The organism is uncultured Brachyspira sp. (genome assembly GCF_944390845.1).
Classification (GTDB): domain Bacteria; phylum Spirochaetota; class Brachyspiria; order Brachyspirales; family Brachyspiraceae; genus Brachyspira; species Brachyspira pulli.
Map to the genome: position 1 here is coordinate 1 of NZ_CALXRM010000048.1, position 25,264 is coordinate 25,264.

Annotated in this window: 22 protein-coding genes; 4 read left to right on the forward strand and 18 right to left on the reverse strand. The window is 25.1% G+C overall.

What is annotated here, in order from left to right; translation table 11 throughout:
- Positions 1–175: 175 nt before the first annotated feature.
- The 12 genes from pgk to Q0K52_RS10075 form a co-directional block, all read right to left on the reverse strand.
- Positions 176–1,375, reverse strand: coding sequence for a phosphoglycerate kinase (pgk, locus tag Q0K52_RS10020; protein ID WP_297299012.1), 1,200 nt, complete (start codon positions 1,373–1,375; stop codon positions 176–178).
- 481 nt (positions 1,376–1,856) lie between these two features.
- Positions 1,857–2,900 carry a type I glyceraldehyde-3-phosphate dehydrogenase gene (gene gap / locus Q0K52_RS10025; RefSeq protein ID WP_297299014.1) on the reverse strand — a complete coding sequence of 348 codons (1,044 nt, stop codon included), beginning with the start codon at positions 2,898–2,900 and terminating at the stop codon, positions 1,857–1,859.
- 356 nt (positions 2,901–3,256) lie between these two features.
- Entirely contained in the window at positions 3,257–5,746 is a 2,490-nt protein-coding gene (lon, locus tag Q0K52_RS10030; protein ID WP_297299016.1) for an endopeptidase La, read from the reverse strand.
- A gap of 250 nt (positions 5,747–5,996) precedes the next feature.
- Complete coding sequence (locus Q0K52_RS10035; protein ID WP_297299018.1) at positions 5,997–6,953, reverse strand: TIGR01212 family radical SAM protein; 957 nt, start codon at positions 6,951–6,953, stop codon at positions 5,997–5,999.
- A 402-nt stretch (positions 6,954–7,355) separates the two neighbouring features.
- Complete coding sequence (locus tag Q0K52_RS10040) at positions 7,356–8,003, reverse strand: hypothetical protein (RefSeq protein ID WP_297299020.1); 648 nt, start codon at positions 8,001–8,003, stop codon at positions 7,356–7,358.
- Positions 8,004–8,158: 155 nt separating this feature from the next.
- A complete protein-coding gene (locus Q0K52_RS10045; protein WP_297299022.1) occupies positions 8,159–8,479 on the reverse strand; it encodes a hypothetical protein in 321 nt (106 codons plus the stop codon).
- A 268-nt stretch (positions 8,480–8,747) separates the two neighbouring features.
- Positions 8,748–8,912, reverse strand: a complete 165-nt coding sequence (locus tag Q0K52_RS10050) for a hypothetical protein (protein ID WP_297299023.1) — start codon at positions 8,910–8,912, stop codon at positions 8,748–8,750.
- Positions 8,913–8,939: 27 nt separating this feature from the next.
- Positions 8,940–9,620: a MerR family transcriptional regulator gene (locus Q0K52_RS10055; RefSeq protein WP_297299025.1), complete on the reverse strand. Its 681-nt coding sequence runs from the start codon at positions 9,618–9,620 to the stop codon at positions 8,940–8,942.
- 129 nt (positions 9,621–9,749) lie between these two features.
- Positions 9,750–11,909 (reverse strand): hypothetical protein, encoded by a 2,160-nt coding sequence (locus Q0K52_RS10060; RefSeq protein WP_297299027.1) that lies wholly within the window; start codon positions 11,907–11,909, stop codon positions 9,750–9,752.
- A 64-nt stretch (positions 11,910–11,973) separates the two neighbouring features.
- Positions 11,974–12,249 carry a hypothetical protein gene (locus Q0K52_RS10065; protein ID WP_297299028.1) on the reverse strand — a complete coding sequence of 92 codons (276 nt, stop codon included), beginning with the start codon at positions 12,247–12,249 and terminating at the stop codon, positions 11,974–11,976.
- 26 nt (positions 12,250–12,275) lie between these two features.
- On the reverse strand, positions 12,276–12,971 hold the full coding sequence (locus tag Q0K52_RS10070) for a MerR family transcriptional regulator (protein ID WP_297299030.1): 696 nt from the start codon (positions 12,969–12,971) through the stop codon (positions 12,276–12,278).
- Between the two features lie 16 nt (positions 12,972–12,987).
- Positions 12,988–13,344: a DNA mismatch repair protein MutS gene (locus tag Q0K52_RS10075; protein WP_297299032.1), complete on the reverse strand. Its 357-nt coding sequence runs from the start codon at positions 13,342–13,344 to the stop codon at positions 12,988–12,990.
- 387 nt (positions 13,345–13,731) lie between these two features.
- Here Q0K52_RS10075 and Q0K52_RS10080 point away from each other — a divergent pair, with 387 nt between their 5' ends.
- Together Q0K52_RS10080 and Q0K52_RS10085 are read left to right on the forward strand one after the other, a co-directional pair.
- Positions 13,732–14,202, forward strand: a complete 471-nt coding sequence (locus tag Q0K52_RS10080) for a hypothetical protein (RefSeq protein ID WP_297299034.1) — start codon at positions 13,732–13,734, stop codon at positions 14,200–14,202.
- 315 nt (positions 14,203–14,517) lie between these two features.
- Positions 14,518–15,018: a type 1 glutamine amidotransferase domain-containing protein gene (locus Q0K52_RS10085; protein ID WP_014489114.1), complete on the forward strand. Its 501-nt coding sequence runs from the start codon at positions 14,518–14,520 to the stop codon at positions 15,016–15,018.
- A 74-nt stretch (positions 15,019–15,092) separates the two neighbouring features.
- Here the strand turns inward: Q0K52_RS10085 and Q0K52_RS10090 are convergent, their stop codons facing one another.
- From Q0K52_RS10090 to Q0K52_RS10100, 3 genes are all read right to left on the reverse strand, one after another.
- Entirely contained in the window at positions 15,093–15,530 is a 438-nt protein-coding gene (locus tag Q0K52_RS10090) for a hypothetical protein (protein ID WP_297299036.1), read from the reverse strand.
- Between the two features lie 26 nt (positions 15,531–15,556).
- Positions 15,557–16,447 carry a hypothetical protein gene (locus tag Q0K52_RS10095; RefSeq protein ID WP_297299037.1) on the reverse strand — a complete coding sequence of 297 codons (891 nt, stop codon included), beginning with the start codon at positions 16,445–16,447 and terminating at the stop codon, positions 15,557–15,559.
- A 73-nt stretch (positions 16,448–16,520) separates the two neighbouring features.
- The gene (locus Q0K52_RS10100; RefSeq protein WP_297299039.1) at positions 16,521–18,677 is read right to left on the reverse strand and encodes a hypothetical protein; all 2,157 of its coding nucleotides are present in this window, start codon (positions 18,675–18,677) and stop codon (positions 16,521–16,523) included.
- A gap of 423 nt (positions 18,678–19,100) precedes the next feature.
- Here Q0K52_RS10100 and Q0K52_RS10105 point away from each other — a divergent pair, with 423 nt between their 5' ends.
- Complete coding sequence (locus Q0K52_RS10105) at positions 19,101–20,471, forward strand: phage terminase large subunit (protein WP_297299040.1); 1,371 nt, start codon at positions 19,101–19,103, stop codon at positions 20,469–20,471.
- Between the two features lie 322 nt (positions 20,472–20,793).
- Here the strand turns inward: Q0K52_RS10105 and ligA are convergent, their stop codons facing one another.
- The gene (ligA, locus tag Q0K52_RS10110) at positions 20,794–22,785 is read right to left on the reverse strand and encodes an NAD-dependent DNA ligase LigA (RefSeq protein ID WP_297299043.1); all 1,992 of its coding nucleotides are present in this window, start codon (positions 22,783–22,785) and stop codon (positions 20,794–20,796) included.
- Positions 22,786–22,987: 202 nt separating this feature from the next.
- Positions 22,988–23,191, reverse strand: coding sequence for a hypothetical protein (locus Q0K52_RS10115; RefSeq protein WP_297299045.1), 204 nt, complete (start codon positions 23,189–23,191; stop codon positions 22,988–22,990).
- Positions 23,192–23,491: 300 nt separating this feature from the next.
- On the opposite strand from Q0K52_RS10115, the gene Q0K52_RS10120 reads away from it, so the two are divergent.
- Positions 23,492–24,460: a DUF1796 family putative cysteine peptidase gene (locus Q0K52_RS10120; RefSeq protein ID WP_297299047.1), complete on the forward strand. Its 969-nt coding sequence runs from the start codon at positions 23,492–23,494 to the stop codon at positions 24,458–24,460.
- A 535-nt stretch (positions 24,461–24,995) separates the two neighbouring features.
- On the opposite strand, the gene Q0K52_RS10125 is transcribed toward Q0K52_RS10120, so the two are convergent.
- On the reverse strand, positions 24,996–25,264 hold a 269-nt coding region (locus Q0K52_RS10125), incomplete at its 5' end, for an integrase core domain-containing protein (RefSeq protein WP_297299049.1).

Here is a 25,264-nt window from a genome sequence, read left to right on the forward strand (position 1 = left end):
CCGTAGCAACTAAAGTTACTACGGGCTCACTATTTTGATTTATTTAATCTAATTAAATACTAATTACTTATCTTGTATTTTATCATAAAATCAAAATAGTTCGCTAAAAAACCCGTAGCAACTAAAGTTACTACGGGCTCACTATTTTGATTTATTTAATCTAATTAAATACTAATTACTTATCTTGTAATACTGCGATACCTGGAAGTTCTATTCCTTCAAGGAACTCTAAAGAAGCTCCGCCGCCTGTAGATACGTGAGTCATCTTATCAGCAACGCCAGATTTATTAACAGCAGATACACTGTCACCGCCACCTATGATACTTACAGCACCAGAATTAGCAATGAATTTAGCTACTTCAAAAGTACCTTTAGCAAAATTAGCCATTTCAAATACACCTAATGGTCCATTCCAAACAACTGTTTTAGCATTTTTAAGTATGTCTTCAAGTTCTTTTAAAGTTTTAGGTCCAACGTCCATACCCATCCAACCAGCAGGTATAGCAGTAGAATCTACTACTTGAATGTTAGCATCATTATCAAATTTATCAGCTATAACATTATCAACTGGTAAATATAAAGTTTTATTTAATTCTTTAGCTTTATCCATAATTTCTTTAGCAGTAGCGATATAATCATCTTCACATAAAGAAGCACCTATTTCTAATCCTTGAGCTTTAAGGAAAGTATAAGCCATACCGCCTACAACGATTAAAGTATCAACTTTGTTAAGTAAGTTTTTAAGTACAGAAATTTTTGAAGAAACTTTAGCTCCTCCGATTATAGCTACAAATGGACGAGCAGGATTAGCAACAGCATCACCTAAATATTGTATTTCTTTTTCCATTAAGAAACCAGCTACAGCAGGCATACCAGCTTTAGCAGATACTATACCAGCAGTAGAAGCATGTGCTCTGTGTGCTGTACCAAATGCATCATTAACATAAACATCAGCTAAATCAGCTAATTCTTTAGAGAATGCAGCATCATTTTTCTCTTCTTCAGCATGATATCTTAAGTTTTCAAGAAGTAATACATCACCTGGTTTTAATTCAGCAGCTTGTTTTTTTACTTCTTCACCTATACAATCTTTAGCAAATTCAACTTTATTGTTAGGAAGTTTAGTTTTTAAATAATCATAAACTGGTTTTAAAGAGTATTTAGGATTAGGTTCGCCTTTTGGTCTTCCTAAATGGCTCATAAGTATAAGAGAAGCACCTTGAGAAAGAATGTATTCAATAGTAGGCATAGCAGCATCTACTCTTGTAGTGTCTGTTATTTTAGAGCTTGTTTCTTTATCTAGTGGTACATTGAAGTCAACTCTCATTATGACTTTTTTACCTTTAATATCTATATCTTTTACTGATTTTTTCATTATGAACTCCTTATTATTGCTATGCTCGCCTCCGCCTATTATTAGCAAATAAATAAATTTATTTGCTGGCTTTGGCTCGCTTTTTTATTGCTATGCTCGCCTCCGCCCATAATCAGCAAATAAATAAATTTATTCGCTGGCTTTAGCTCGCTTTTTATTTTCTATGCTAGCCACATATTATCAGCAAACAAATAAATTTATTCGCACGTATGTGCCATGTGGGCTGGCTTTAGCTCGCTTTTTTATTGCTATGCTAGCCGCATATTATCAGCAAACAAATAAATTTATTCGCATGTCTGTGCCCATTTTGGACGGATCTGGCTAGCTTTTATATTATTGCTAATAAAAATTGTTCGCATTAAGTCTCCATTTGCCGGACGCTAACAATTTTTATGTAATGCTAAAAAAATTTAAAGGGTGCTATAATGAAATATAACACCCTTTTATTATAGCTTAATAAAATTAATTATTATATCTACTATTATTTTTTGTTATACATATATAATAATAAATCAATTACTCTGTTAGAATAACCCCATTCATTATCATACCAAGAAACGATTTTGAAGAATCTTTTCTCACCTTTTAAGTTGTTTTGAGTAGTAGCTAAAGAGTCATAAATAGAACTTCTGTTATCATGTATGAAGTCGCTAGATACTAATTCTTCGTTACAATATCCTAAAACACCTTTTAAGTAAGATTCAGAAGCTTTTTTCATTAAAGCATCAATTTCTTCTATAGAAGTTTCTTTTTCACTTCTGAAAGTTAAGTCTACAACAGAAACGTCTGGAGTAGCAACTCTGAAGCTCATTCCTGTTAATTTACCTTTAGTAGCTGGTAAAACTTCTCCAACTGCTTTAGCAGCACCAGTAGTAGAAGGGATAGTGTTAACAGCAGCAGCACGTCCGCCTCTCCAGTCTTTTTTAGAAGGACCGTCTACTGTTTTTTGAGTAGCAGTATAAGAGTGAATAGTAGTCATAAGACCAGTTTCTATACCAATACCTTCTTTAAGAAGAACATGTACTACAGGAGCTAAACAGTTAGTAGTACAAGAAGCATTTGATACTACATGGTGATTAGCAGGATCATATTCTTCATGGTTTACACCATAAACGAAAGTTCTTAAATCGCCTTTACCAGGAGCAGAAATAATAACTTTTTTAGCACCAGCAGCTATATGACCTTCAGCTTTTTCTTTTTCAGTGAAAAGACCAGTAGATTCGATTACATATTCAACACCTAAATCTTTCCAAGGAAGATCTTTTAATTCTTTAGTAGCACCGATACATTTAATTTTGTTTCCGTTTACTACTAAGATATCTTCGCCTTCTGTTGTGATATCAGCTTTCATTCTACCATGAACTGAGTCATATTTTAATTGATAAGCAAAGTATTTAGCATCAGTACTAACATCTACTACACCAACTACATCAATTTCTTTACCTAATAAACCACGTTCTACTAATGCCTGAAAAACTAGACGTCCGATACGTCCAAAACCATTTATTGCTACTTTTACAGCCATAAATATACTCCTAAATTAAAATAATATCCTATACGCGAACATATAAAATTCAGTTATTATGCTACCATAAATAAAAGATAAAGTCAAGATTTTTTGTATAATTTACATAATATTATTAAATTATTTGGAAAAATTATTAGTTAATTTTATATATATTATATCTGCTTTGAAACATATTGAAATAAATTATTTATATAAACAATAATAATACTATATTTATATACTATAAATTTGAAATTTATCATAAGTTATTGATTCACTAAATAATTAATTGTTACATATAAAAAATGCATTTGCTATAACTAACAATTTTATCAGCTATAAAACAAATGCATTCTATTAATATACAATAAATTTTATTTTTTCTTTTTAGATTTGCTTACTGATTTATCATTCTTATTTGATTTATTGGATTTATTTAATTTAAACATAAAATCAAATACCTCGCTAACCTCTTTTACTGGGTGGAAAGTTAAGCCTTTTTTAACATTCTCTGGAATCTCATCTAAATCCCTGATATTCTCATAAGGTATTATAACATGCTTAATAAATCCAAGTCTTTTTGCTGCTATAGTTTTTTCTTTCAATCCGCCTATAGGCAAAACTTTTCCGTTTAAAGAAAGTTCTCCAGTCATAGCTGTGTCATTTCTTATAACTTTATTCATACCAAGAGAAAGCAAAGCAGTTGCCATAGTTATGCCTGCTGAAGGGCCGTCTTTAGGAGTAGCACCTTCCGGAATATGTAAGTGAATAACCGCATCATTAAAGTAATCATCTTTAACGCCATAGTCTTTTGCTACGCTTCTTACATAACTATAAGCTATTTGAACGCTCTCTGTCATTACATCGCCAAGCTGTCCAGTTACATTTATAGTACCTGCATCCTTTTTCTCCTGCACTCTTATAGATTCTATAGTAAGAGTAGCTCCTCCAAGTGAAGTCCAAGCCAAACCTATAGCATTTCCTGGCTTCAAATCCTTCTCTGTGAAATCTTCTGTAAAAATAGGCTTCTTCAAGTACTTCTCTAAATCTTTATCATCTATAGTTATGCTGTAAGTCTTTTTATTATTCTCTACAACATCGGCTGCTATTTTTCTGCATATTCTCTCTATTCTTCTCTCGAAGTTACGTACTCCCGCCTCTCTTGCATAACCGTCTATTATTGAACTTATAGCCTTATTAGTAAACTTGATATTTTTTACTTCAAGTCCATGTGCTTTAATCTGTCTTGGTATTATATATTTAGTGGCTATCTTCAATTTTTCTTCCATAATATAGCCTGAAAGTCTTATAACTTCCATTCTATCAAGCAAAGGTCTTGGTATAGTATCAAGAGTATTAGCTGTAGTTATAAAAAGCACATTAGATAAATCAAAAGGCAAATCAAGATAATGATCTCTAAATGATGCATTTTGTTCTGGGTCTAAAACTTCAAGTAATGCACTTGATGGATCGCCTTGAAAACTTGTTCCCAATTTATCAATCTCATCTAGCATAAGTACCGGATTTTTTACCTTTACTATTTTTAAAGCCTCAATAATTTTCCCAGGCATAGCACCTATATAAGTTCTTCTATGACCTTTTATTTCTGCCTCATCTCTCATACCGCCTAAAGAAAATCTAAAGAAAGGTCTGTCCAATGCCTCTGCTATACTTTTACCTATAGAAGTTTTACCAACTCCCGGAGGGCCTACAAAGCATAGTATAGAAGACTTTTTCTCTGGATTTAATTTCCTAACTGCCAAAAATTCATATATTCTTTCTTTGACATCTTCAAGTCCGTAATGATCTCTGTCTAATATCTTTTTGCTTTTGGATATATCCTCTCTTTCCTTACTTTCATTATTCCAAGGCAAAGAAAATAAAGTATCCAAATAATTTTTTGAAACTGTATATTCCGGAGAATGAGTATCTATTGTAGAAATCTTTTCTATCTCCTGCTCCATTCTCTCTTTTACTTCATCAATAACTTTTAATTCTTCAAGAGTCTTTTTATATTTTTCTATATCTATTTGTTTAGGATCAGTATCATATCCTAATTCTTTTTTTATTTCTTTTAACTGTTCTTTTAAGAAAAATTCTCTTTGCTGTTTTTGTATTTTGGAATTGATACTGCCCTGTATTTTTTGCTGTATTTTAGTTATTTCTCTTTCTTTTTGAAGAAGAAGAAGAACCTTTTCCAATCTTTCCTGAACATCAAAAGTTTCCAATATCTCCTGCTGACTTGCTCTCTCTACATTAATCATAGAAGTAACAAAATCTGAAAGTTTTCCTGGATCATCTACATTCACCATAGTAAGACGCATTTCTTCTGTGAATAAAGGATTATCTTCGCTTAAAGATTTCACCTCTGATATTAAAGCTCTTGTATATGCTTTTATTTCTTTGGAATCTTTATCCACTCCAAGTGAATCTTCTATGTATAATGGTTCAGCTCTTATAACTGTATCTGTAGTTATAAATCTTATGATCTTATATCTTTTTATAGAATTGATAAGAAGATTAAGTCCTCCGTCTGGAAGATTCAATTTTTTAAATACTTTTACTACTACACCTACTTTATAAATATCATCAGCGGAAACATTTTTTAATTCGGAAGGATTATCTGATATATATAAATTTAAACCTAGAAAACCGTCATTTTCCTCTATAGCCTTATTAACAGCATCTGCATGCTTAGGCGGTATCGGAAATGGTGCATAAAGACCAGGAAATAAAGGCTTTCCCATTACTGGTATTATTATGAGTCTTCTTGGTAACTTATCTTCCACTATAGAAACCGTATTATCTTCGTTTGTCTTATTATCGCTATTTTTATTTATATCTTTATTTAATTCATCACTCATAAAATCTCCTATTATCTAAATTGCCGTTTAAACATCATATTAAACAATTTAATAAAACTCTAATTAATAACTTTATGCAAAAAACGTACCAATAAATTATACAAAAATTATTAATTTATATAGTATTACTGTTATTAATGATGTTCTTTTTTTATGTATATGTTTAATTATACTACATAAAAAAATAAATTCTGTATATAGTTTATACTATTTTTCATAGTTTTTGTTAAAAAGTTGATAAAAAGTTATATTATGCTTTACAGCCTTGATATAATTTCTTTGATATCATAGTTTTTGTAATAAGATTTATTATTTCCCCTTTGGATTTATTCCATTTTGGTGCTATTAAAGTATCTCCTAAACTATCGCCCATTAATCTTGCTATAATGATATTAGAATTAGTTAAAGCAATTGCCTCACTCATTAAATTGATATAATAATCTTCATCTAATGTAGGGAAATTGTATTGATTATACATATTCTCAAAATAGGAACCTTTCACTATATCAAGCTGATGAAATTTAACCGCATCTATTTTTAAAGCTGAAACATCTTTAACTGTTTTAAGAATATCATTTTCGCTTTCTAATTCTATTAATTTTTTATCTTCTATTAATCTTTTAGGAAGCCCAAATATTATATGAGTACATATTATTAAATTAGGATAATTTTCTTTTATATGATTAACCATATTGGCAAAGGATTTATAATCATGTCCTCTATTAATAAATAAAGAAGTTTCATCATTTGAAGACTGAAGCCCCATCTCAAGCCAAATTTCTTTATTAACAGTTTCTGCTAAATGATTAAGCTCTTTCAAAACATCTTCTTCCAGCATATCGCTTCTGGCTCCAAACATAAGACCCACACAATCATCAAAATATATTAATTTATTTGCATACATCAATGATTCTTTTGAAGCTAAAGGAGATAATGGAGTACCTAATTGAAAATAAGCGTAGAACTTCTGATATCTTCTTTTATAATTATTAACACCATTAATCCATTGACTATTAATATTTTCTTCTGCTATATAAGGAGGCTTATAACTGTTTAAATTACAGAATCTGCATCCGCCATTATTGGCTTTATGAGCACAGCCGAAATCTGTATCTATAGAAATCTTTCCTACCTTTACGCCAAATTTATTTTTTACATAGTCTGAAAAACTATAGTATGTTTTATTATTTAAATTATTATCTTTCATAACTCTAATTTATAATATATTGAAATAATTTTGTCAATTTATTTATAATTATTTTTTATGTGTATTTATTAATCAATAAAAAAGCTGCCTGATAAATATTTATTTATCAAGCAGCTATTCATAAACAATAAAAAATACTTTATCTTTTTAATTTTCCAGTATCAGTATTTACTCCATTAAATACATAAGTACCATTATTATTATCAGTAAATTTTAATGTAATTGTTGAACTTGAACCATCAAATACATATTCTACAACATATTCTTCATTACCATTATTTTTTATTTCTACAAATGTAGCTCCAAAAGCTTCTACAGCACCATCTTCTTTTATTGTTATTTTACCGCCAGCTCCTTGATCTACATCAGAAATAGCATGCCATTTCCAGCATAAATAAGATTTTAGACCAAACTTGTTTCTTTAGTTATAGTACCTTTATCTGCTACCTCACCGCCAATAGGGCCAAGTTCATAAGTTTTTGAATTGAAATCTAATTTTATAAATATATCTCCGCTTTGAGTATTTTTAAACTCAAGTGTATAAACATTAGCACCATCGCTTTTTATACTTGACATATTAAAATTATCAAATATTACTGTACCATCTTTATTAATAGTTAACAATCTATCTATAACAGAAAGTCTCCAATTACCTGCATATTGTGATATATCTGTAGATTCTGTTGTTTCATTAGTTATAGTACCTTTGTCTGCTGCCTCTCCGCCAATAGGGCCTAGTTCATAAGTTTTTGAATTGAAATCAAATCTTATAAATATATCTCCGCTTTGAGTATTTTTAAACTCTATTGTATAAACATTAGCACTATCGCTTTTTATACTTGACATTTTAATATTATCAAAAATTACTGTACCATCTTTATTAATAGTTAACAATCTATCTATAACAGAAAGTCTCCAATTACCTGCATATTGTGATATATCTGAAGTATTTGTATCTGTAGGCCCTATTTTATCTTTGTTATTACAGCTTACAATTAATAAACTAAACAAAAATAATATTGAAATGATTTGTATAATTCTTTTACTCATAATAGTAAATCTCCTAATTTCATATTGTCATATAAGTATAATACAAAATAAATTAATAGCAATAATTTTCATATTACTTTATCAAATAAAAAAAGCTGCCTGATAAATATTCATTCATCAAGCAGCTTATATAATATTACTAACAATCAATATTATTATTGTTTTGTCCAAGCTCCATTAAAATCGCCTGTTCCATTAGCTTCTGTTTTGCTTGTGAATGTTATATTACCAGCATTAACCCCATCTTTTAATAACATTATATTTAATAATTGAGCTTTTGTTTCTGGAGGATTTCCATTTAATTGATAAGTAATATTATTCTTATTGATTGTTTTAGCTGAAGTGTTTATTGAAAAACTTCCGCCATCGCCTACCCAAGTACCTCCTAAATCATAAAAGCTAAAGCCTTTGCTGCAAGAGATGCTGAAAGCTGATAATAAACTTAAAGCTAAAATAGTAATGATTAGTTTTTTCATTTTGTTTTCTCCTTAAAATTATTAATGATTCAATAATAAACCCTATTATTAATTAGACAATATTTGAAAAGTTAATAGTTAATATTGCCCCTAGGGGAATTAATAACTTTTTTATTATTAATGATTATAAAAAATTATAATCATTAAATAAGGCTAGTATTAAAGTTATATAAGCAAATTATTTACCATTATTTTGATTAGGATTTTGCATGTTAGCCTCATTAATTAGGGTGCTTAATTTTATCAGACATAATTTTCCTACTTAAAATTATTTTTTATCATTATTCTTTTTTTGATTTGCTGGGTTTAATGGATTTTTCTGCCAGCCTCTATTACCTTGATTTTTATCAAATGTAATATTATTACCGTTAAAACCTTTATTGGGATTAACCATATCAGCTTCATTATTTAGGTGTTTCTTTTTTTCACTCATATTTATACTCCTTAAAATTTTTTATATTTAATTATTAAAGCCTATAACTTTAATACTACCTGCTATATAATCAATACACTTAGAAAATTTATAAGAATCAAAAATATCATTACCTATGTCATAACAATTAAAAGAACTTAATAAAATTAAATAAAATATAATAAGACTAGAATCATAATTTAAATATTTATTTTCTATTAAAATATTTCTTACATCATCATCATTTAATTCATTTATACTCATATTTTCTAAAAAATATTTTTTGGTATTTTTTATCATTGGCTTTATAATATACAATTCTTTATTATTAATATTTCTAATAATATCTCTCATATTTTTTATATTATTTTTGCAGTCTATATCTTTATTTAATAATATTAAATTCTCATTAGCATTATTAAGAATTACTTTTTTAATATCAGGTATCTCAAAACCCAATGATTTTAATCTAAGTATTTCTACTACAATATTGATATGCTCTTTAGTATAATATCTTACCTTTTCTCTTATAGGACCATGTGCTACTCTAAATGCCTCAAGTAATTTTTTATTATCCCATTCTCTTAAATTTTTTAATGTTACATTTTCTATCTTTTCACATTTCAAAATTTTCAAAAAATCACCTATAGCAATTAATTCACTTTTATTTTTATTTCTCTTACTTTCTAATTTATATTTCTTATTTTTTATATAATATTCTGAAAGCATAATAATTTTTCCAATATCAATTAATTTATTTTTATAATATAATTTTTTAATTATTTTGGAATAAATCAAAAATAAAAACTAAATATATAACTTAGTATATATATGGGTGGAATATAGAATAAAAATCTTTTAAGAGATTATATATCTATTATTATATTTCAATCTAATAGAAGGATCATCATAATACTGCCAATTTGAATTTGAAGAACATAATTTTTGTAAATAATCAATATCAAATGTATAATAATTTCTTGTATAATGAGAATGATATAATTCATTTACTTTTTTTATATCATTTAATATTTTTTCTATATTCTTATAAATTAAATTATTATCATCTGATAAGTATAAAGAATAATTAAAGAATAATGCGAATATATTTTCAGGTCTGCTGGAATCCTCACTATATGAACTATATATCTTCATCATATCTGATATATTTTCTTCATAATATTTTCTATGCTCAAACATATCAACATTATATGAGGGTATTTTGTCTATAATATTATTTTCATTAGCATATTCATCTTTTTCTAAATAATCAACTATATCATCTATTTCATAATCGTTAATAATATTATTAATATAATCTATTTTTTTATCAAGCTCTAAAATATTAGATCTTAATTTTTTTATATTATCATTTTTTATATTTGAGAAATATATTATATCTATTATTAATAATATTTTTTCAAAATTTTCTCTTAATTCAGATAATAATGTATCCGGCATAATCATATTATCTGGAAGTTTTATAAGCTCTTTATAAATTGCCTTTATGGCTCCTCTCTTTATACGAGACATTGAACCATTGTAAATTATTATTTTATAATATAAATGAAAAACTAAAAAATCATAATAAGAATATAAATATTCAAAATCATCTGCTATATTGATAACATTCTTTTTTAATATAGATTCCAATTTTAATTTCATTTCAGTATCTATATCTTTTTTAAATAAAGATTCAGTTTCATTAGTTAAATAACATCTATATGGATAATATTTATTATTATAATAATAAATATTATTCTCAATGCATTTAATATATATATTTTCAAATAAAATTATATTATTCTTTTTCAAATAAAAATATTTATAGCTGTATAAATCATGTAAATTATTATAATACTCTATATTTCCATTTTGAAAAAAATCTTCAGATAAAAATAAATAATCAAGAATAAATTTAAAATAAAAAAAATGTAAATCATAATTTATAATCTTTTTTATTAGATTTATATTATTATCATTGCATTTATACTCTTCAAGCATTTTATTAATATTATTAAATAAGATAAATATATAATCTTCTATATATTCTTTAAGTTCATCTCTATCCATCTTAGAAGCAGTATCTATATCTAAAAAAATATCTAGTTTTTCTTTTTTTACTCTCTCTGCTCTCTCTTTTAACTTTTTATCATTACCTTCAAATATTTCTAAGGTATCTTTTATATATAAATGATTTTTTATTAATCCTTTTTCTTTAAGATTTATTAAAACTTTATCTTTATTAAATAATTCTTCTTTAATATCATTAGTATCATCTAAATAGCTTATATTTCTTATAAAATAAAATTTATCCTCTTTGATTCTTTTATATATAGTAAGTATCTCATCAAGAACAACCAAAGATTCTAAAGTATAATATCTGTAATTTTTATCATCTTTATTTTTTTCTAATCTGTATGAAGGAAGTATTGAAGATTTAGTGCTGTCATAATATTCCTGAAGTATTTTTTTAAGCCTTTCCATTTCTCTTTTTTTTATTAAAGGCTCTTCTGTTTTATTATCAATATAATCCTTATTTATTTTATCATAAATATCATTTATATATTTTTCATCTAGTTTAGTAAAATATGATTTTTCCTTGCATTTCAAAATACTGTTTATCAAAGAATATGTTGTATCTTTATTATATGTTTTTATTAAATTAAATAAATCTAAAAAAGCTCCTATTTCAAAAAAGCATAATTTATCATTTGTAAGAAAATTTAATATATCATTCTCATATAAATATTCTCCTACTTCTTCATATTTATATCCTGAAAACTTTATTTGTATATATTTATAATTTCCTTTTTTTCTTTGCGTAATAGTTCCTGAATTTTTTGAAATGATATATATTATTATATTTTTTTTATCATCTATTTTTTTTAATAATGTTTTTAATGAAGGCAGTATATAATTATCATCAAATAAATATTTTGAAGTTATAAGAAATTTATGAGTATTTTCAATTATATAACAGGTATCATTATTAATTAAATCAATTTTATATTTCATATATAATTATTATATAAAAAAAATTATAAAGGGCAAATATTAATATTATATCTGCCCTAATTTTTTAATTAAATTTACTCATTATATCTTCCATAAACTCATGAAACTTTTTCTTATCAAAATAATCATCTTCATAAGAAGAGAAAGAAGCAAGCATCATCAATATAAAAGATAATACAGGAATATCCTCTTTATCCAAATCAGCATTTTTATAATTAAATATTAATTTTTTTATATAATCTTCATCTATATCTTCGCTGTTATTTTCAAAAAATTCTTCTTTTAATTTTTTTATAATTGGTATTATAAATTCTTTTTCAATACTATTTATATCTGTCATTTTATTAGCCTTTATATGAATTTTTATTAATGTTTTCTGATCTTTTCTATTGTATTAATCATATCATATTTAAAATTTATCTTATCAAATTTTTTATTTTTATAATTAATACAAGCCTTATTTAATATAGAAATAAAAGTTATTAATGAAACATCCTCTTTTTTTAAAACTTCAGTATATAATAAATTATTATTTAAAATATTTTTAACAATTTTTTTATCAACTGATTTGATAGAAGGTATTATTAATTTAGCTTCCATATTATCTATATTATTAATAGTATTTTTCATTTTATTGAAAGATTCTTTATTTTTAATATTTTTATTTAGCAGAATCATATTAATATTACAATTAAAAAATATAACTTTTTCTATATCATCTATATTAAGTCCCATCTCCTTTAATCTCAATATTTCTTTTACTATTAAAATATGTTCTTTTATATAATATCTTGTATCCACCCTAACAGCACCTTTAGCAAATCTATATGCCGGCAGTATTTCTTTTTCATCCCATTTTCTTAGTAATTTTAAATCTATATTATATATTTTTTTAGAAATTAATTCTTTATAAAAATCCCCTATCTGTATAAATTTATTTTTATTAATATTGTTTCTAAATGGAAGTAAATATTTTTTGTTTGCTATATAAAAAACAATATCTTTTGTATTAACATCTCTTTTATTATTAATAGTTTCATTCTTTTCATTTCTTTTAGACATTTCTTAACCTCCAAAATTAATTATTTATATATGCTATAATGGCACCGTATTTTGTGTATCTTTTAAACTCCCAAAGCTTTATAAATTTTTCTCTTTTCAAATCTTCCAATTTTTCTATTATATAATTTTTTAATCTGCAATAACCATCAATACTATTATTTCCTCTACCATAAACTATTTCTAATGGGCATGAAATCTTTTTTAAAAAATAATCATTAAATATAGTATCTTCCAAAGCCTTAATAGCTTTTTCTTTTTTAAGATAATGCAAATCTATAACATAATATCCGTCTCTAAAAAATTTTTTATATATTATACTGCTGTCATCATAGTTTTTATTTCTTTCATAATGATAATTTTTTATTTTAGACATAGTTTTCCCCCTATATTTTTATATGTGTTTTCAAATTAAAATTAATTGAATATTTATTATTTACTATGCTGACTTATAATAGATTTCTATATTGGAGTTAAGCTTATAATAATTAACAATGTAAATATACACATATATTCCCCCCTGTAATTTATAAGCATATATTAACATGTGAATAAAAATTGTCATTTGCTACCCTTTGTAGGATAGCAATATTTTTTATATTATCATCAATATATATTTCAAAGTAATTTTAATCAATTAATAAATACATCTATACATTTTATATACATATAAAAATACATCATAATAAAAAATTACTTATATTGTCTTATATTTTTTGATTATTTTATATGACAAATTTTATTATAAAAATAAAGGTGTATTATGAATAAATATAATATCAAAACAGAAAATCAAATATATGAGCTTATAAAAAAAGAGAATCTAACATTTGAAGAAATAAGTAAAAAACTAAATATAAATTATGACGATTTAAAAGGCTATATTAATAAATCAAGTAAGAAATATAAAAAGAGTTTAGTTAAAAAAATAAGAAAAGCAAGAGATGAATATTTTTTAGATACTAAAATAAGAATAGAAAATGCATTGATTAAAAAAGCATTAGGTTATTACAGCAAGGAACTTGTAAAAGAAATAAAAACTGATAAAGAAGGTAAAGAATCCAACACAAAAAAAATAATTTATAAATACAATGCCCCAAGTGAAAGAGCTATTATAGTATTTTTTGAAATTCTAAAAAATAGAAATAATAAAAAATTAGAGAAAGCAGAATTAAAAAGAAAACTTCAAGAAGAAGATAGTAAAATTAATATTAGAGTAGGATTTGATAATTAAAGCAATAAAAGATGATAACTTTAGTTGTCATACCTTCCTAAACCAATTTATTACTTAGAAATAACAAGATCATTTAATAATCAATTTACATTAAAAAGGCTTTAATTATACAAATATAACTAAAGCCAAGTAACTTAATTTTTATTGGAAAATGTTTAATTATACCTAATATAATAACAAAAAAATTTATTTATTGTTAAAATTTTTTTATTAAAATACAAAATTATTTTGATAAATTATCATTAAAAAATCATTATTGAAAAAATGTTGTATTATTGTATTATACTTAAAATTATAATTTAAAAGGAATATAAAATGAAAGCATTAATTATTACTGATAATTTTTTTGAAGATTCAGAATTATTTTATCCATACTTCAGACTTGTAGAGGAAGGCATAGAAGTTGATATAGCAGCTTTAAACAAAGGCGAGATTAAAGGAGAATATTTTTTCAAAGTTGAAGCAAAATTAGATTTCTCAGAAGTAGACCCATCAAATTATAAAGCATTAATAATACCCGGCGGAAGAGCACCTGAAGCTATAAGAGGAAATGAAAACGTAAAGAAAATAATTAAATACTTTGTTGACAATAACCTTACTATAGGAGCCATTTGCCATGGACAGCAAACTTTAATATCAGCAAAAGTTTTGGAAGGAAAAGACGCTACTTGTTATATAGGCATAAGAGATGATTTAATGAATGCCAAAGCTAATTATAAAGATGAAAAAGTTGTGGTATGCGGAAATATTATCACTTCAAGATGTCCTGATGATTTACCATATTTTGCAAAAGAAATAATTAAGAAATTAAAATAATATATAAGCACTATAAAAAACCTCATACTTGTAAAAGCATGAGGTTTTATGATTAATCTTTAATTAAAAGACAATTATTTAGTTAAAGTTCCCTGTCCAGCAACTATTCCATCAGCAGGTACTCCTGTTCCATATTGTTTAATTTTCCATTCAGCAGATTTATCAGAAGTAAATGTACATTCAAAAACTTGTTTAACTCCATCTTGTTCCATTATAGTAATTTCATAAGTTTCATTGCCTTTATCTGTTATTTTATCTTTAGTGATAGGCATACTTGGATCAATAAGTCCTTGTATATTTACTGTTATAGTGCCGTCTGAAGCTATAGTAATAGTTCCATTTATAGGTGTTTGGTTTACATCTTGACCATCAACTTTCCAATTTCCCTGATAAGTTTGTATTCCTTTATTTGGTGTAGTTGTAGGGTCTGTGCCTTTCTTATCACTGCAGCTTACTGCAAATAGACTTATTAAAATTAATAATGAAATAATTGATAAAATTCTTTTTTTCATTTTTTATTCTCCTTAAAAAATTTAAATTAATCTTTCCAGCTACTTGCTGATAATGTTAAATTAATTTTTAATCCTGAAGTCATTATAGTTTCTATATCATTAGCAAAACAATACCCATATACAAGAGGAAATTTAAATACTAAACTAGCTGTTTTTCCTGAATAAGTAGTAGAAGAATAGTCTGGGCTATTTAAACCTAAATTATATAGTGCCAATGAATCTATTTTTAAAGATAAAGAAGCAGCTGCATTATTAGCTGAATAAGTAATAGCAGATGAATCTGAAGTTGCACTTATATCATATCCTAAAGCCTTTAATTCAAAACCGCTAGTATTAAATGAGGCTCCGCTATTGCCAAGGGCATAAAAACTTCCTACACTTTTTATCATACTCTCTATTTCTGTTTTTGTTATTTCCTGTAAAGGCATAACAGAAATTGAAACATCTCTAGTATAAGTTTTATTTTCTACTTCATCTGAAGTTGTTGTAAACTCAATACTTAAAGTATAATTAATCTGTGTTTTTTTAGCAGCATTTTTTAATTTATCTATTCCGGTACTTAATAGAGTTATTTTTATTTCATCACCTGTTGTAATTGATGAAGTTTTTGACAATTGAAAATCTGCAGCTTCTAAGGCTGTACCAGCAGATGTAACTTTAGTAATTTTTGCATCAACTGATACTGTCGGCGAAACAGTTATTTTTAAGCTAGCTTCTTTTTTTACTTGATTGTTATTAGCTGCTGTATTAATATCTATTCTGTTATCTCCATAGTTTAAAAATGTATAAGTAACACTAAGATTTTTTGGAGTATCATTGATTGTTGGGTTTGTAGATGAGTTTGCATTATTTCCGCAGCTTACAGCAAATAATACCGCAATTAAACAAATAGAAATTTTAATAATGGCTTTTTTCATTTTTTATTCTCCTAATTTTTTTTATAACAAATGAAGTTTTTATTCTTCATTTAATTATCAATTCAATTATTTTCTATACATTTTTTATATCTTTTGATAAATCCATAAAAGCTGTTTTTAGTTTTTTATTTTTATCTAAAAATATTTTTGTTTTTTTAGATAGATCACTTAAATCAGCATTATTAATTATCAAATATTCTTTGTAGTATGATACTCTATACATATAGTCAAGAGCATTTATAAAATGTTCCTCTAAATATTTTTCATCATATTCAAAACACTCATACTCTAATTCTTTTAATTTGATGTCATACATAACCGCTTTATATATAGTTTTATAATTGGCGTCAAAAAATATTTTTCTCTCACTTTTTTCTTCCTCTTGAAATGTTTTTTCTTCTTCTTCAAATTTTTTTATTTTTTCTTCAAGTCTTTTTTCATCTTTTTCATTATAAAGAATTTCCTGATTATAAATAAAGAAAGAATTATTTATAAATATATACTCATACCTTTTTACATCTTTCAATTCTTCAAGAGTTTTCAAAAAGTTAATTACTTCTTTATTAGAGTTTACTGAAACATCATCAATGCATTTATGTTTTTCAGCAATTTTTAGCATTAGAGTAAATTCATCAATATAATTTGTAAATTCAATATCATTACTCTTTACATACTCTTTTAATAATTCATAATTCAAACAAGATAATTTCACTAAACAAGAATGCAAAGAATTAAGTATATCTTTGTAAGATTTTATACTGTAAAGATTAAAAAAGTATAAAGTTTCTGATATATAGAAAGATGCATTTATATCATCTATAATAGAAGCTATATTATAAATTTTCTTATTACTATAATTTTTAGTTTCTACATTAGAAAATATAACTTCTTCTCCGCTCTCAACTATATCATAATCAATTCTAAATCTTATGAATGAACATAAGAACTCTAGAAAATCAGCCCTTATAATTAAACTAACATAATGCTGTCCGTAATTTAAAATAGATTTGAATTTATTTTCATTTTCAAAATAATTTTCATGACTCAAATTATGCATTCCGTACATTTTAGAATTATCATCTGAATATAGTTCAGAAAATAAGTCTTTTAACTCATTCTTCATTTCATTGTACTTATCTATACATAATTTTACTACTTCATTATATTGGTACTCTCTGTATTCTTCTAAACCTATAAACAAAAAGTCAAACTTTATATCCATTTTAAGATATAAATATTTTATTCTTTGTACGAAATGATAAAACATCTTATCAAAATATATAGCATCATTAGAAAAATATTCTGATAAAGATTCTTCCATTACTAATGAAGGATCTAGATCTGTTTTAATAGAAGATATATAAGTATGTTTTAATATATTATCATGCTGAAAAACATAATATAAACAGAATATATGTTCTATTATTTTAGACAAAGAAATTTCTTCAATATATTTTAAACCATCTATTCTGCTTGTAAGTTCAGCATAATTCAAATGCTTAATAGATTCTTCTATTGACTTAATTTTATTTAAAATGATTTTATCTACTAAATACTTATTAATATTTTCTTTATTATCATCGCTGAAGAAAATATCCGCTATATCTTTTAAATTTAACTTCATATTTTCAAGCTCAGATATTTTTTCAAGCACTGGAAGATGATATATAGAATAAAGCACTTTATTAACAGGCTTTTTATCTTCTTCAATAATACTATACTGAACTTTATAGGAAGGAAGAATGCAGTTTTTATTATCATCATAATAGTTCTGCATTCTTTTTATGAGTTTATCTTTCTTAATAGGAAGCTTATCAAAAATATTATCTTTAACACTAGAAATATCTATACCGCCGTCATCTGAAAAACATTTTATTATATCAAGCTGTAAATGGCTTCTTAAATAACTGTATATATCTGCAAATACTCCTATTTCAAAAAACAATATTGCATCTTTATAATTTGTCATTATGCCTTTTATATCTTCTTTGTATACATCAAAATCACAAAAGTCATATCTGAATATTCCTTCACTTTCTGAAATGTCGGCTATTTCTACGCTATATGGTTTATCACCTGATATTTTAGAAACTATATAGCATTCTTTACCTTTTGATATCAATGTTTTTAATGAAGGAAGTATATATGGATATTTTGCTTTTTCATCTGAAGAAGTATAATATTTTATATTATACTTTCTGTCTGATATATTTATGCTTTCTTTTTTCATAAAATATTTCCTTGCAATAGATACTGCAATTCTGCATTATAACAGAATTAAAAAAATAATTTTCTATGTCTTCCGAAAGATGGTATTAATTTTTGTAACTTTTTTTAAAAAAATACATACTTTTTTATTTATATAACGCACGGTAAATAGACTATATAATAGTACAAATTTAATTTTTTATTTTTACTATATATTTATATTTTGAAGCGAGATTTTTTATATATAATAATAAGTTTATCGCTAGCAACAATAAAAAATCATTCTTTATAATTAAAATTGTATTATTAACTTATTTATATTTTTTATTTAGTTTAGCGTGCGTGAAATTAATTCAAAAATAAACTTCACTTATAATTACTTATAATTTTTGCTTTTTATATGAAGATATTATTTTTTAATATCAATTAAATTATGAGAAAAATTATGAATATCAAGTTTAATATTTTGAAGCCTTTTGAGAAATGGGCAAATACTGAAAAGAGATTAAAAATATCATTCGGAGGACGAGGAGGCGGAAAAAGTGAATCCATAGCAAGAATATTAATAGCTAAAAGTTTTGAAAGTAACGGTGTAATACTATGCTCAAGGGAAATACAAAAATCAATTAGCTATTCAACCTACCCTCTTTTAATAAGCATTATAAAAGAATTAAAATTAGAAAAGTTTTTTAATATAAAAAGAAATGAAATCATTAATAAAATTACAAATTGTAAATTTATATTTTTAGGTATTAGAGAATGTTCTATTGAAGAAATTAAATCCATTTATAATGTAAGAATATGCTTTATAGAAGAAGCTCAAACTCTCACACAAAGAAGCTACGAAATATTGGAACCTTCTATAAGAGCAAATAAAAGTGAAATATGGATAGCATTCAATCCAAGATTTGAAACAGACTTTATATATAAAACTGTATCGCAATTTCAATTAATAAAAAAATTCTACACCGATAAAAATAATAAAGAGTATCCATATCATGAATATGAAGATAATAATATATTAATTACATTTATAAATTATGATGGAAATTATTATTTCAGCGACATATTAAATAAATCAAGACTTTCTACTTTAAAACTTATGCCAAAAATGTATGATCATATTTGGCTTGGAAAAATAAAAAATAAACAAGGCAAAATTTTCATATATTCAAAATTAAAATTCTATGATGATAATTTAAAAGAAAATATAAATAAAATTAATTCTTCAGAACATAAAGCAATAGTGGATCCTGCATTCGGAGAATATAATTGTTTTACATCAGCAATAATATATACACAAATTGGGGACAGCATTTATTTAATAGATTCAGGTCTTATGCGTAATGATACTAACTCAACCACTGATGAAAGCATAATAAATTTTTTAAGCATAAGAAATATAAAAAAAATATTATGCGAATCAAATTTTGCTCAAAAAGAATTGGTAAAAAGATTAGAAAAACATTTTGAAGTTACTCCATTTTATGTGCATAAGAATAAGGCAGAGAGAATAGTAAATGCAAGCTATTTAATATACGATAAAGTATATTTTCCTTTAAGCTGGCAAAAAGTCCCAGACGGATCAGATACAGATAAATGGCTTCAAACTAATAACGGACGCGGTTATATAGCTTTAAGGCAATTACTAAATTTCGATGATTCACTTGACGGAAGCAGTATTAAAGGAGATGTTTTCAGCTACTTAGATTTTCCAGATGCTTTGTCTAGTTTAATATTCTTTGGCATTGAAGAAATAATAAATGAAGAAAATGATGATAAAATGAATTTAGTTAATGCTATTTTTGGAGAATAGTTATAACTTTTTAATTTTTATACCGCACGAAAAAAATAACTATAAATATATATAAACTAATAATTTTATTTTTTACTATAAATATAAGCATATTAAACGTGCGTTAAATAAATTTTAAATTTAAATAAAACTTGGGTGGGCATGCTTTTTTTACTTTAGCTATAAAGAAAATTAGAACAAAAGATTTACAAATGTATTATAAAGAATAAAGGGTGGGCAAATTAAATAAAAACAAAAAGGAATTATATAAAAAAGACCGCAAACATTTTTATTTGCAGTCTTTATTTTTTATGTTTAACTTTATAATATTTTAAAATTATTATTATCCATTAGCAAGCTTTATGAACTCATCAGCTTCCATTATCTCTACTCCTAAATCCTGAGCTTTTTTAAGTTTGCTTCCTGCTTTCTCACCTACAATCAAGATATTTGTGTTTTTTGATACTGCAGACTGAACAGTTGCTCCTAATCTCTCAGCAGATTCTTTTGCTGAACTCCTTGTAAAGCCTTCTATTGAACCTGTTATTACAACATTCTTTCCAGTAAGAGGTGATTCCACTGTTACAACTTTTTCAAATACCGGATTAACTCCTGCAGCAAGTAAGTCATCTATTAGTTTTAATGTCTTTTCATTATGAAGGAAATCATAAATACTTTTAGCACTGATCTCGCCTATTCCTTCAATATTTTGTAAATCATCAATAGTAGCCTTTTTAAAATTCTCTATTGATGTGAAATATTTAGCTAGTAAGTCAGCAGTAGTTTCACCAACCTGACGAATACCTAATGCATATATAAATCTTTTTAAAGTAGTGTTTTTACTGTTCTCAATAGATTCAAGCATGTATCCTGCTAATTTTTCGCCCATTCTTTCAAACTTAAATAAATCATCTCTTGTTATCTTGTAAAGATCAGCTGGAGTTTTAACAAGTCCGCTTTTTGTAAATACTGCAATCCACTCCTTTCCTATTCTCTCCATATTCATAGCAGGTTTTGAAACAAAATATTCTATATATCTAGTTATCTTGCTTGGGCATTCTTCATTAATACATCTTACAATTACATCGCCGTCAGTTACAGCAGTATCGCCTCCGCAAACAGGACATTTTTTAGGGAACTCGAAAGGCTTACTATCTGCAGGACGTTTTTCTAATACTACTCTTGTAATCTTTGGTATAACATCTCCGGAACGTATAACTACAATAGTATCGCCGATTCTTATGTCTTTTGATTTTATCTCGTTAGGGTTATGAAGTGTAACATTTGAAACTGTAACCCCTCCAACTTGAACAGGTTCCAATTTAGCAACTGGTGTTAATGCCCCAGTACGTCCGACTTGAACCTCAATATTTTTTAATACTGTTTCTTTTTCTTCAGGCTTGAATTTGAATGCCACTGCAAATCTTGGAGCACGTGACAAGAATCCTAATTTCTCCTGATGCTTAACATCATCAACTTTTATTACGAGTCCGTCAATCTCATAATCCATTTTGCTTCTTTTTTCTTGTATATCATAATAAGTTTCTAATACTTTTTTAGCATCGATATTTGGGTGAACGCCTTCAACTGTGAATCCTAATTCTGATAAAAACTCCATTGATTTATATTCATTAGTTAAATCAAAATCTTTATAATTGGCAATCTGATAAGCAAAGAATTTTAATCTTCTCTTTTTACTTTCAGCACTGTCTAATTGTCTTAATCCTCCGGAAGCTGCATTTCTAGCATTAGCAAAAGGTATTTCTTCAAGTTCTTCTCTTTCTTTATTTAATGCCTCAAAATCTTTTTTTGTTATTAATGCCTCGCCTCTTACAATTAATCTGTTTTTCTCTTTTATGCTTTTAGGAACATTATTCATCATCTTAACATTATTAGTAACATTTTCACCAACCTGTCCGTCACCTCTTGTGCTTGCAACTGTGAGTTTTCCTTTTTCATAAATAAGCTCTAAAGCAAGACCGTCAAATTTATTTTCAACAGTATATTTAATCTTACTTTGATTAAGTTCCTTTTGCATTCTATTATCAAATTCCAAGAATTCTTCTTCATTCATAACATTAGAAAGCGAGTACATAGCAATAGGGTGCTCAAATTTCTCGAACTTTTCTAATATAGTGCCTCCCACTTTATTAGTAGGGCTGTCATCTTTTTTTAATTCTGGGAACTCTCTTTCAAGATTTTCTAATTCCCTGAAAAGTTTATCATATTCATAATCTTCTATTTCAGGGTTATCATCTGTATAATAAAGTTTATTATGGTAATTAATAGTTTTTGTTAATTGTTCAATTTTTTGTTTAGCTTCTTCGATGTTCATAGTTTTTCCTTAATAAAAGATTTAATTTATGGGTATTAATTTGAATCTAGTCAGTGTTAATTATCTAAATATATTTTAATTTTATTAACAAAATATTTTTTATATCAGATTTTTTTAGAAACTTCATAAAAGATATAAAAATACAATACATATAAAACATATTTTTATATAAAATTATCAAGTACTAAAATAATAGATATAATTATTGATCTTTTGATTTACCGTATCTGATTATTAAATCTTCAAGCATTAATTTTACAATTTTATATTCTTTTCCGTTAAGCTCATTTAAATTTATTTCTCTTTTTTCCTGTGTTTTTCCGTCATCTGATTTTGTAACTTCCACTAATTTAGCTTGTCCTTTTTCTAATAACTCATCTACTTTAAATTTATAATCCTCTAACATATTAACCTCTTGAACTTTATAATAATCTCATTATAATATAAATTGTTTTGAATTCAATACTTAATTTTTGTATAACATAATTAGTTAAAATATTTATACATTATAATATTGATTTATTTTATTTTTTATGTTACTATATAGCATATGGAAAACACTCAACACTCAACACTCAACACTCAACACTCAACACTCAACACTCAACACTCAACACTCAACACTCAACACTTAATATTTTATAAAATATTCAATTCTTCCTAAAAATAAATTATTTACAATATTTTATTTTTTGGAGAATAATTTATGGATAAAAATTTAATTAATAAAGTTGTATGGTGGATACCTTTTAAAAATATTAGAAATTTAGTAAGAAATTTATTATTTTTAATAATTAATATAGATAGTAAAATTAATACCTTAAATAAGAACATTAATGAATTGAATAATAAAATCAATAGTACAGATGCTAACTTTAATGAATTGAATAATAAAATCGATAGTATAGATAATAAAATTAATACTTTAAGTAACAATATTAATGGATTAAATAATAAAGTTAATACTTTAAATAACAGTATTAATGCTCCAAATAATATTAACAAATTATTAGATGATAAAGTTTATGAATATGATTTTATATTTAGTATAGGTGATAATTGTTTTCCAGCTGAGATACTAAGAGATTCTAGACTTAAATTAAGAAAATCTTCATCTCCATTAGATTGGGTTTATGGCGGAAATATATATAAAAGATTAGAGATAGTTAATAATAAATTTAATAGATTTATGGAATTTGAAGATTTATTTTTTTCTCATATAAAAGGAATATCATTTATTTATAGAAATAAATATACAGGTTTAAGTTTCCCACATGAATTCAAAAGTGATAAAATTAATAATGATGAATATCTATTAGTTAAAGAAAAGTATGAAAGAAGAATAAATAGAACTCTAGATTATTTATATAACTCCAAAATATTGATGGTTTATACAGGTGCAAGAGATGAAAAAGCACATGAAATTTTACTAGATACAAATAAAATTATAAATATGATGAATGATATAAGAAAAAATTATAACAATAATAATATAGATTTACTTTATATACAACATTATCCATATAAAGATAAACATCTGATATCATTTAAAAATATAAATAATACTATCCACTTATATTCATATAATAATAGCAGAAAAGAAAACGAACGTATTTGGATTGGAAATACAGAAAATACTATTAAAGTATTACGAAGATATAGATTAACAAAATAACTGTATTTGCAGATTTTTTGTATTGTTATCCATAACTTTGAGAATACCTTTTACCAATATTTATTAACACGATTTTTAACATCATATCATTTCTATTAAATTTATTAGCTTCTATCTCTGTTATTAATCACATTTATATAAAATAAAACTATTTTTAAATTATGATAATATCATCTTATAACAGTATTTGATACTTTCCATAAATATATACAAGTCAGTAGTAAAAAATAAATTACTTAAAATGAAATACAGCAAAAAACTATAATATATAAATAATTCAATTTATATAAAAAATGATCTTCAATTCAAATAAATATATGGAATAATTTTTTATAATTCAATACCATTTTTAGTACATAACTCTATAATTTTATTTTAATTATATAATATCATATTAAAATTATACAAGAGTTCAATTTTAAAACAGAAACCCCTTTAAGATAATTTGTTTGTATTCAAATAATATAATAATATTGATCAAATATAATGAAATTATAAATTATGAACTAAATGCACAGGAGCCAGACATATTGCATTAAGTATTCCTTAGTTTTTTAAAGTATAACATAGGTGTATCATAATTTAAAGCTGAATGTATTCGTTTATGATTCCAAAAATTATTATATCTTTTTAATTTTTGATTAGCTTTTTCTAAAGTTAATTCTTGTGTACAATAATCATAAAATTCTTTTTGGTCCCGATTATGTGTACTTTCTACAACACCATTATACCAAGGACTAGCGACTGGGCTATAAACTCTTTTAATATGTTTATTATTACAAAACTTGTCTAACGGATGTTCTG

Bases quoted from the DNA above. Each gene is read 5' to 3' on its own strand.
- pgk (WP_297299012.1), bottom strand. From the start codon at position 1,375: ATGAAAAAATCAGTAAAAGATATAGATATTAAAGGTAAAAAAGTCATA.
- gap (WP_297299014.1), bottom strand. From the start codon at position 2,900: ATGGCTGTAAAAGTAGCAATAAATGGTTTTGGACGTATCGGACGTCTA.
- lon (WP_297299016.1), bottom strand. From the start codon at position 5,746: ATGAGTGATGAATTAAATAAAGATATAAATAAAAATAGCGATAATAAG.
- Q0K52_RS10035 (WP_297299018.1), bottom strand. From the start codon at position 6,953: ATGAAAGATAATAATTTAAATAATAAAACATACTATAGTTTTTCAGAC.
- Q0K52_RS10040 (WP_297299020.1), bottom strand. From the start codon at position 8,003: ATGAGTAAAAGAATTATACAAATCATTTCAATATTATTTTTGTTTAGT.
- Q0K52_RS10045 (WP_297299022.1), bottom strand. From the start codon at position 8,479: ATGAAAAAACTAATCATTACTATTTTAGCTTTAAGTTTATTATCAGCT.
- Q0K52_RS10050 (WP_297299023.1), bottom strand. From the start codon at position 8,912: ATGAGTGAAAAAAAGAAACACCTAAATAATGAAGCTGATATGGTTAAT.
- Q0K52_RS10055 (WP_297299025.1), bottom strand. From the start codon at position 9,620: ATGCTTTCAGAATATTATATAAAAAATAAGAAATATAAATTAGAAAGT.
- Q0K52_RS10060 (WP_297299027.1), bottom strand. From the start codon at position 11,909: ATGAAATATAAAATTGATTTAATTAATAATGATACCTGTTATATAATT.
- Q0K52_RS10065 (WP_297299028.1), bottom strand. From the start codon at position 12,249: ATGACAGATATAAATAGTATTGAAAAAGAATTTATAATACCAATTATA.
- Q0K52_RS10070 (WP_297299030.1), bottom strand. From the start codon at position 12,971: ATGTCTAAAAGAAATGAAAAGAATGAAACTATTAATAATAAAAGAGAT.
- Q0K52_RS10075 (WP_297299032.1), bottom strand. From the start codon at position 13,344: ATGTCTAAAATAAAAAATTATCATTATGAAAGAAATAAAAACTATGAT.
- Q0K52_RS10080 (WP_297299034.1), top strand. From the start codon at position 13,732: ATGAATAAATATAATATCAAAACAGAAAATCAAATATATGAGCTTATA.
- Q0K52_RS10085 (WP_014489114.1), top strand. From the start codon at position 14,518: ATGAAAGCATTAATTATTACTGATAATTTTTTTGAAGATTCAGAATTA.
- Q0K52_RS10090 (WP_297299036.1), bottom strand. From the start codon at position 15,530: ATGAAAAAAAGAATTTTATCAATTATTTCATTATTAATTTTAATAAGT.
- Q0K52_RS10095 (WP_297299037.1), bottom strand. From the start codon at position 16,447: ATGAAAAAAGCCATTATTAAAATTTCTATTTGTTTAATTGCGGTATTA.
- Q0K52_RS10100 (WP_297299039.1), bottom strand. From the start codon at position 18,677: ATGAAAAAAGAAAGCATAAATATATCAGACAGAAAGTATAATATAAAA.
- Q0K52_RS10105 (WP_297299040.1), top strand. From the start codon at position 19,101: ATGAATATCAAGTTTAATATTTTGAAGCCTTTTGAGAAATGGGCAAAT.
- ligA (WP_297299043.1), bottom strand. From the start codon at position 22,785: ATGAACATCGAAGAAGCTAAACAAAAAATTGAACAATTAACAAAAACT.
- Q0K52_RS10115 (WP_297299045.1), bottom strand. From the start codon at position 23,191: ATGTTAGAGGATTATAAATTTAAAGTAGATGAGTTATTAGAAAAAGGA.
- Q0K52_RS10120 (WP_297299047.1), top strand. From the start codon at position 23,492: ATGGATAAAAATTTAATTAATAAAGTTGTATGGTGGATACCTTTTAAA.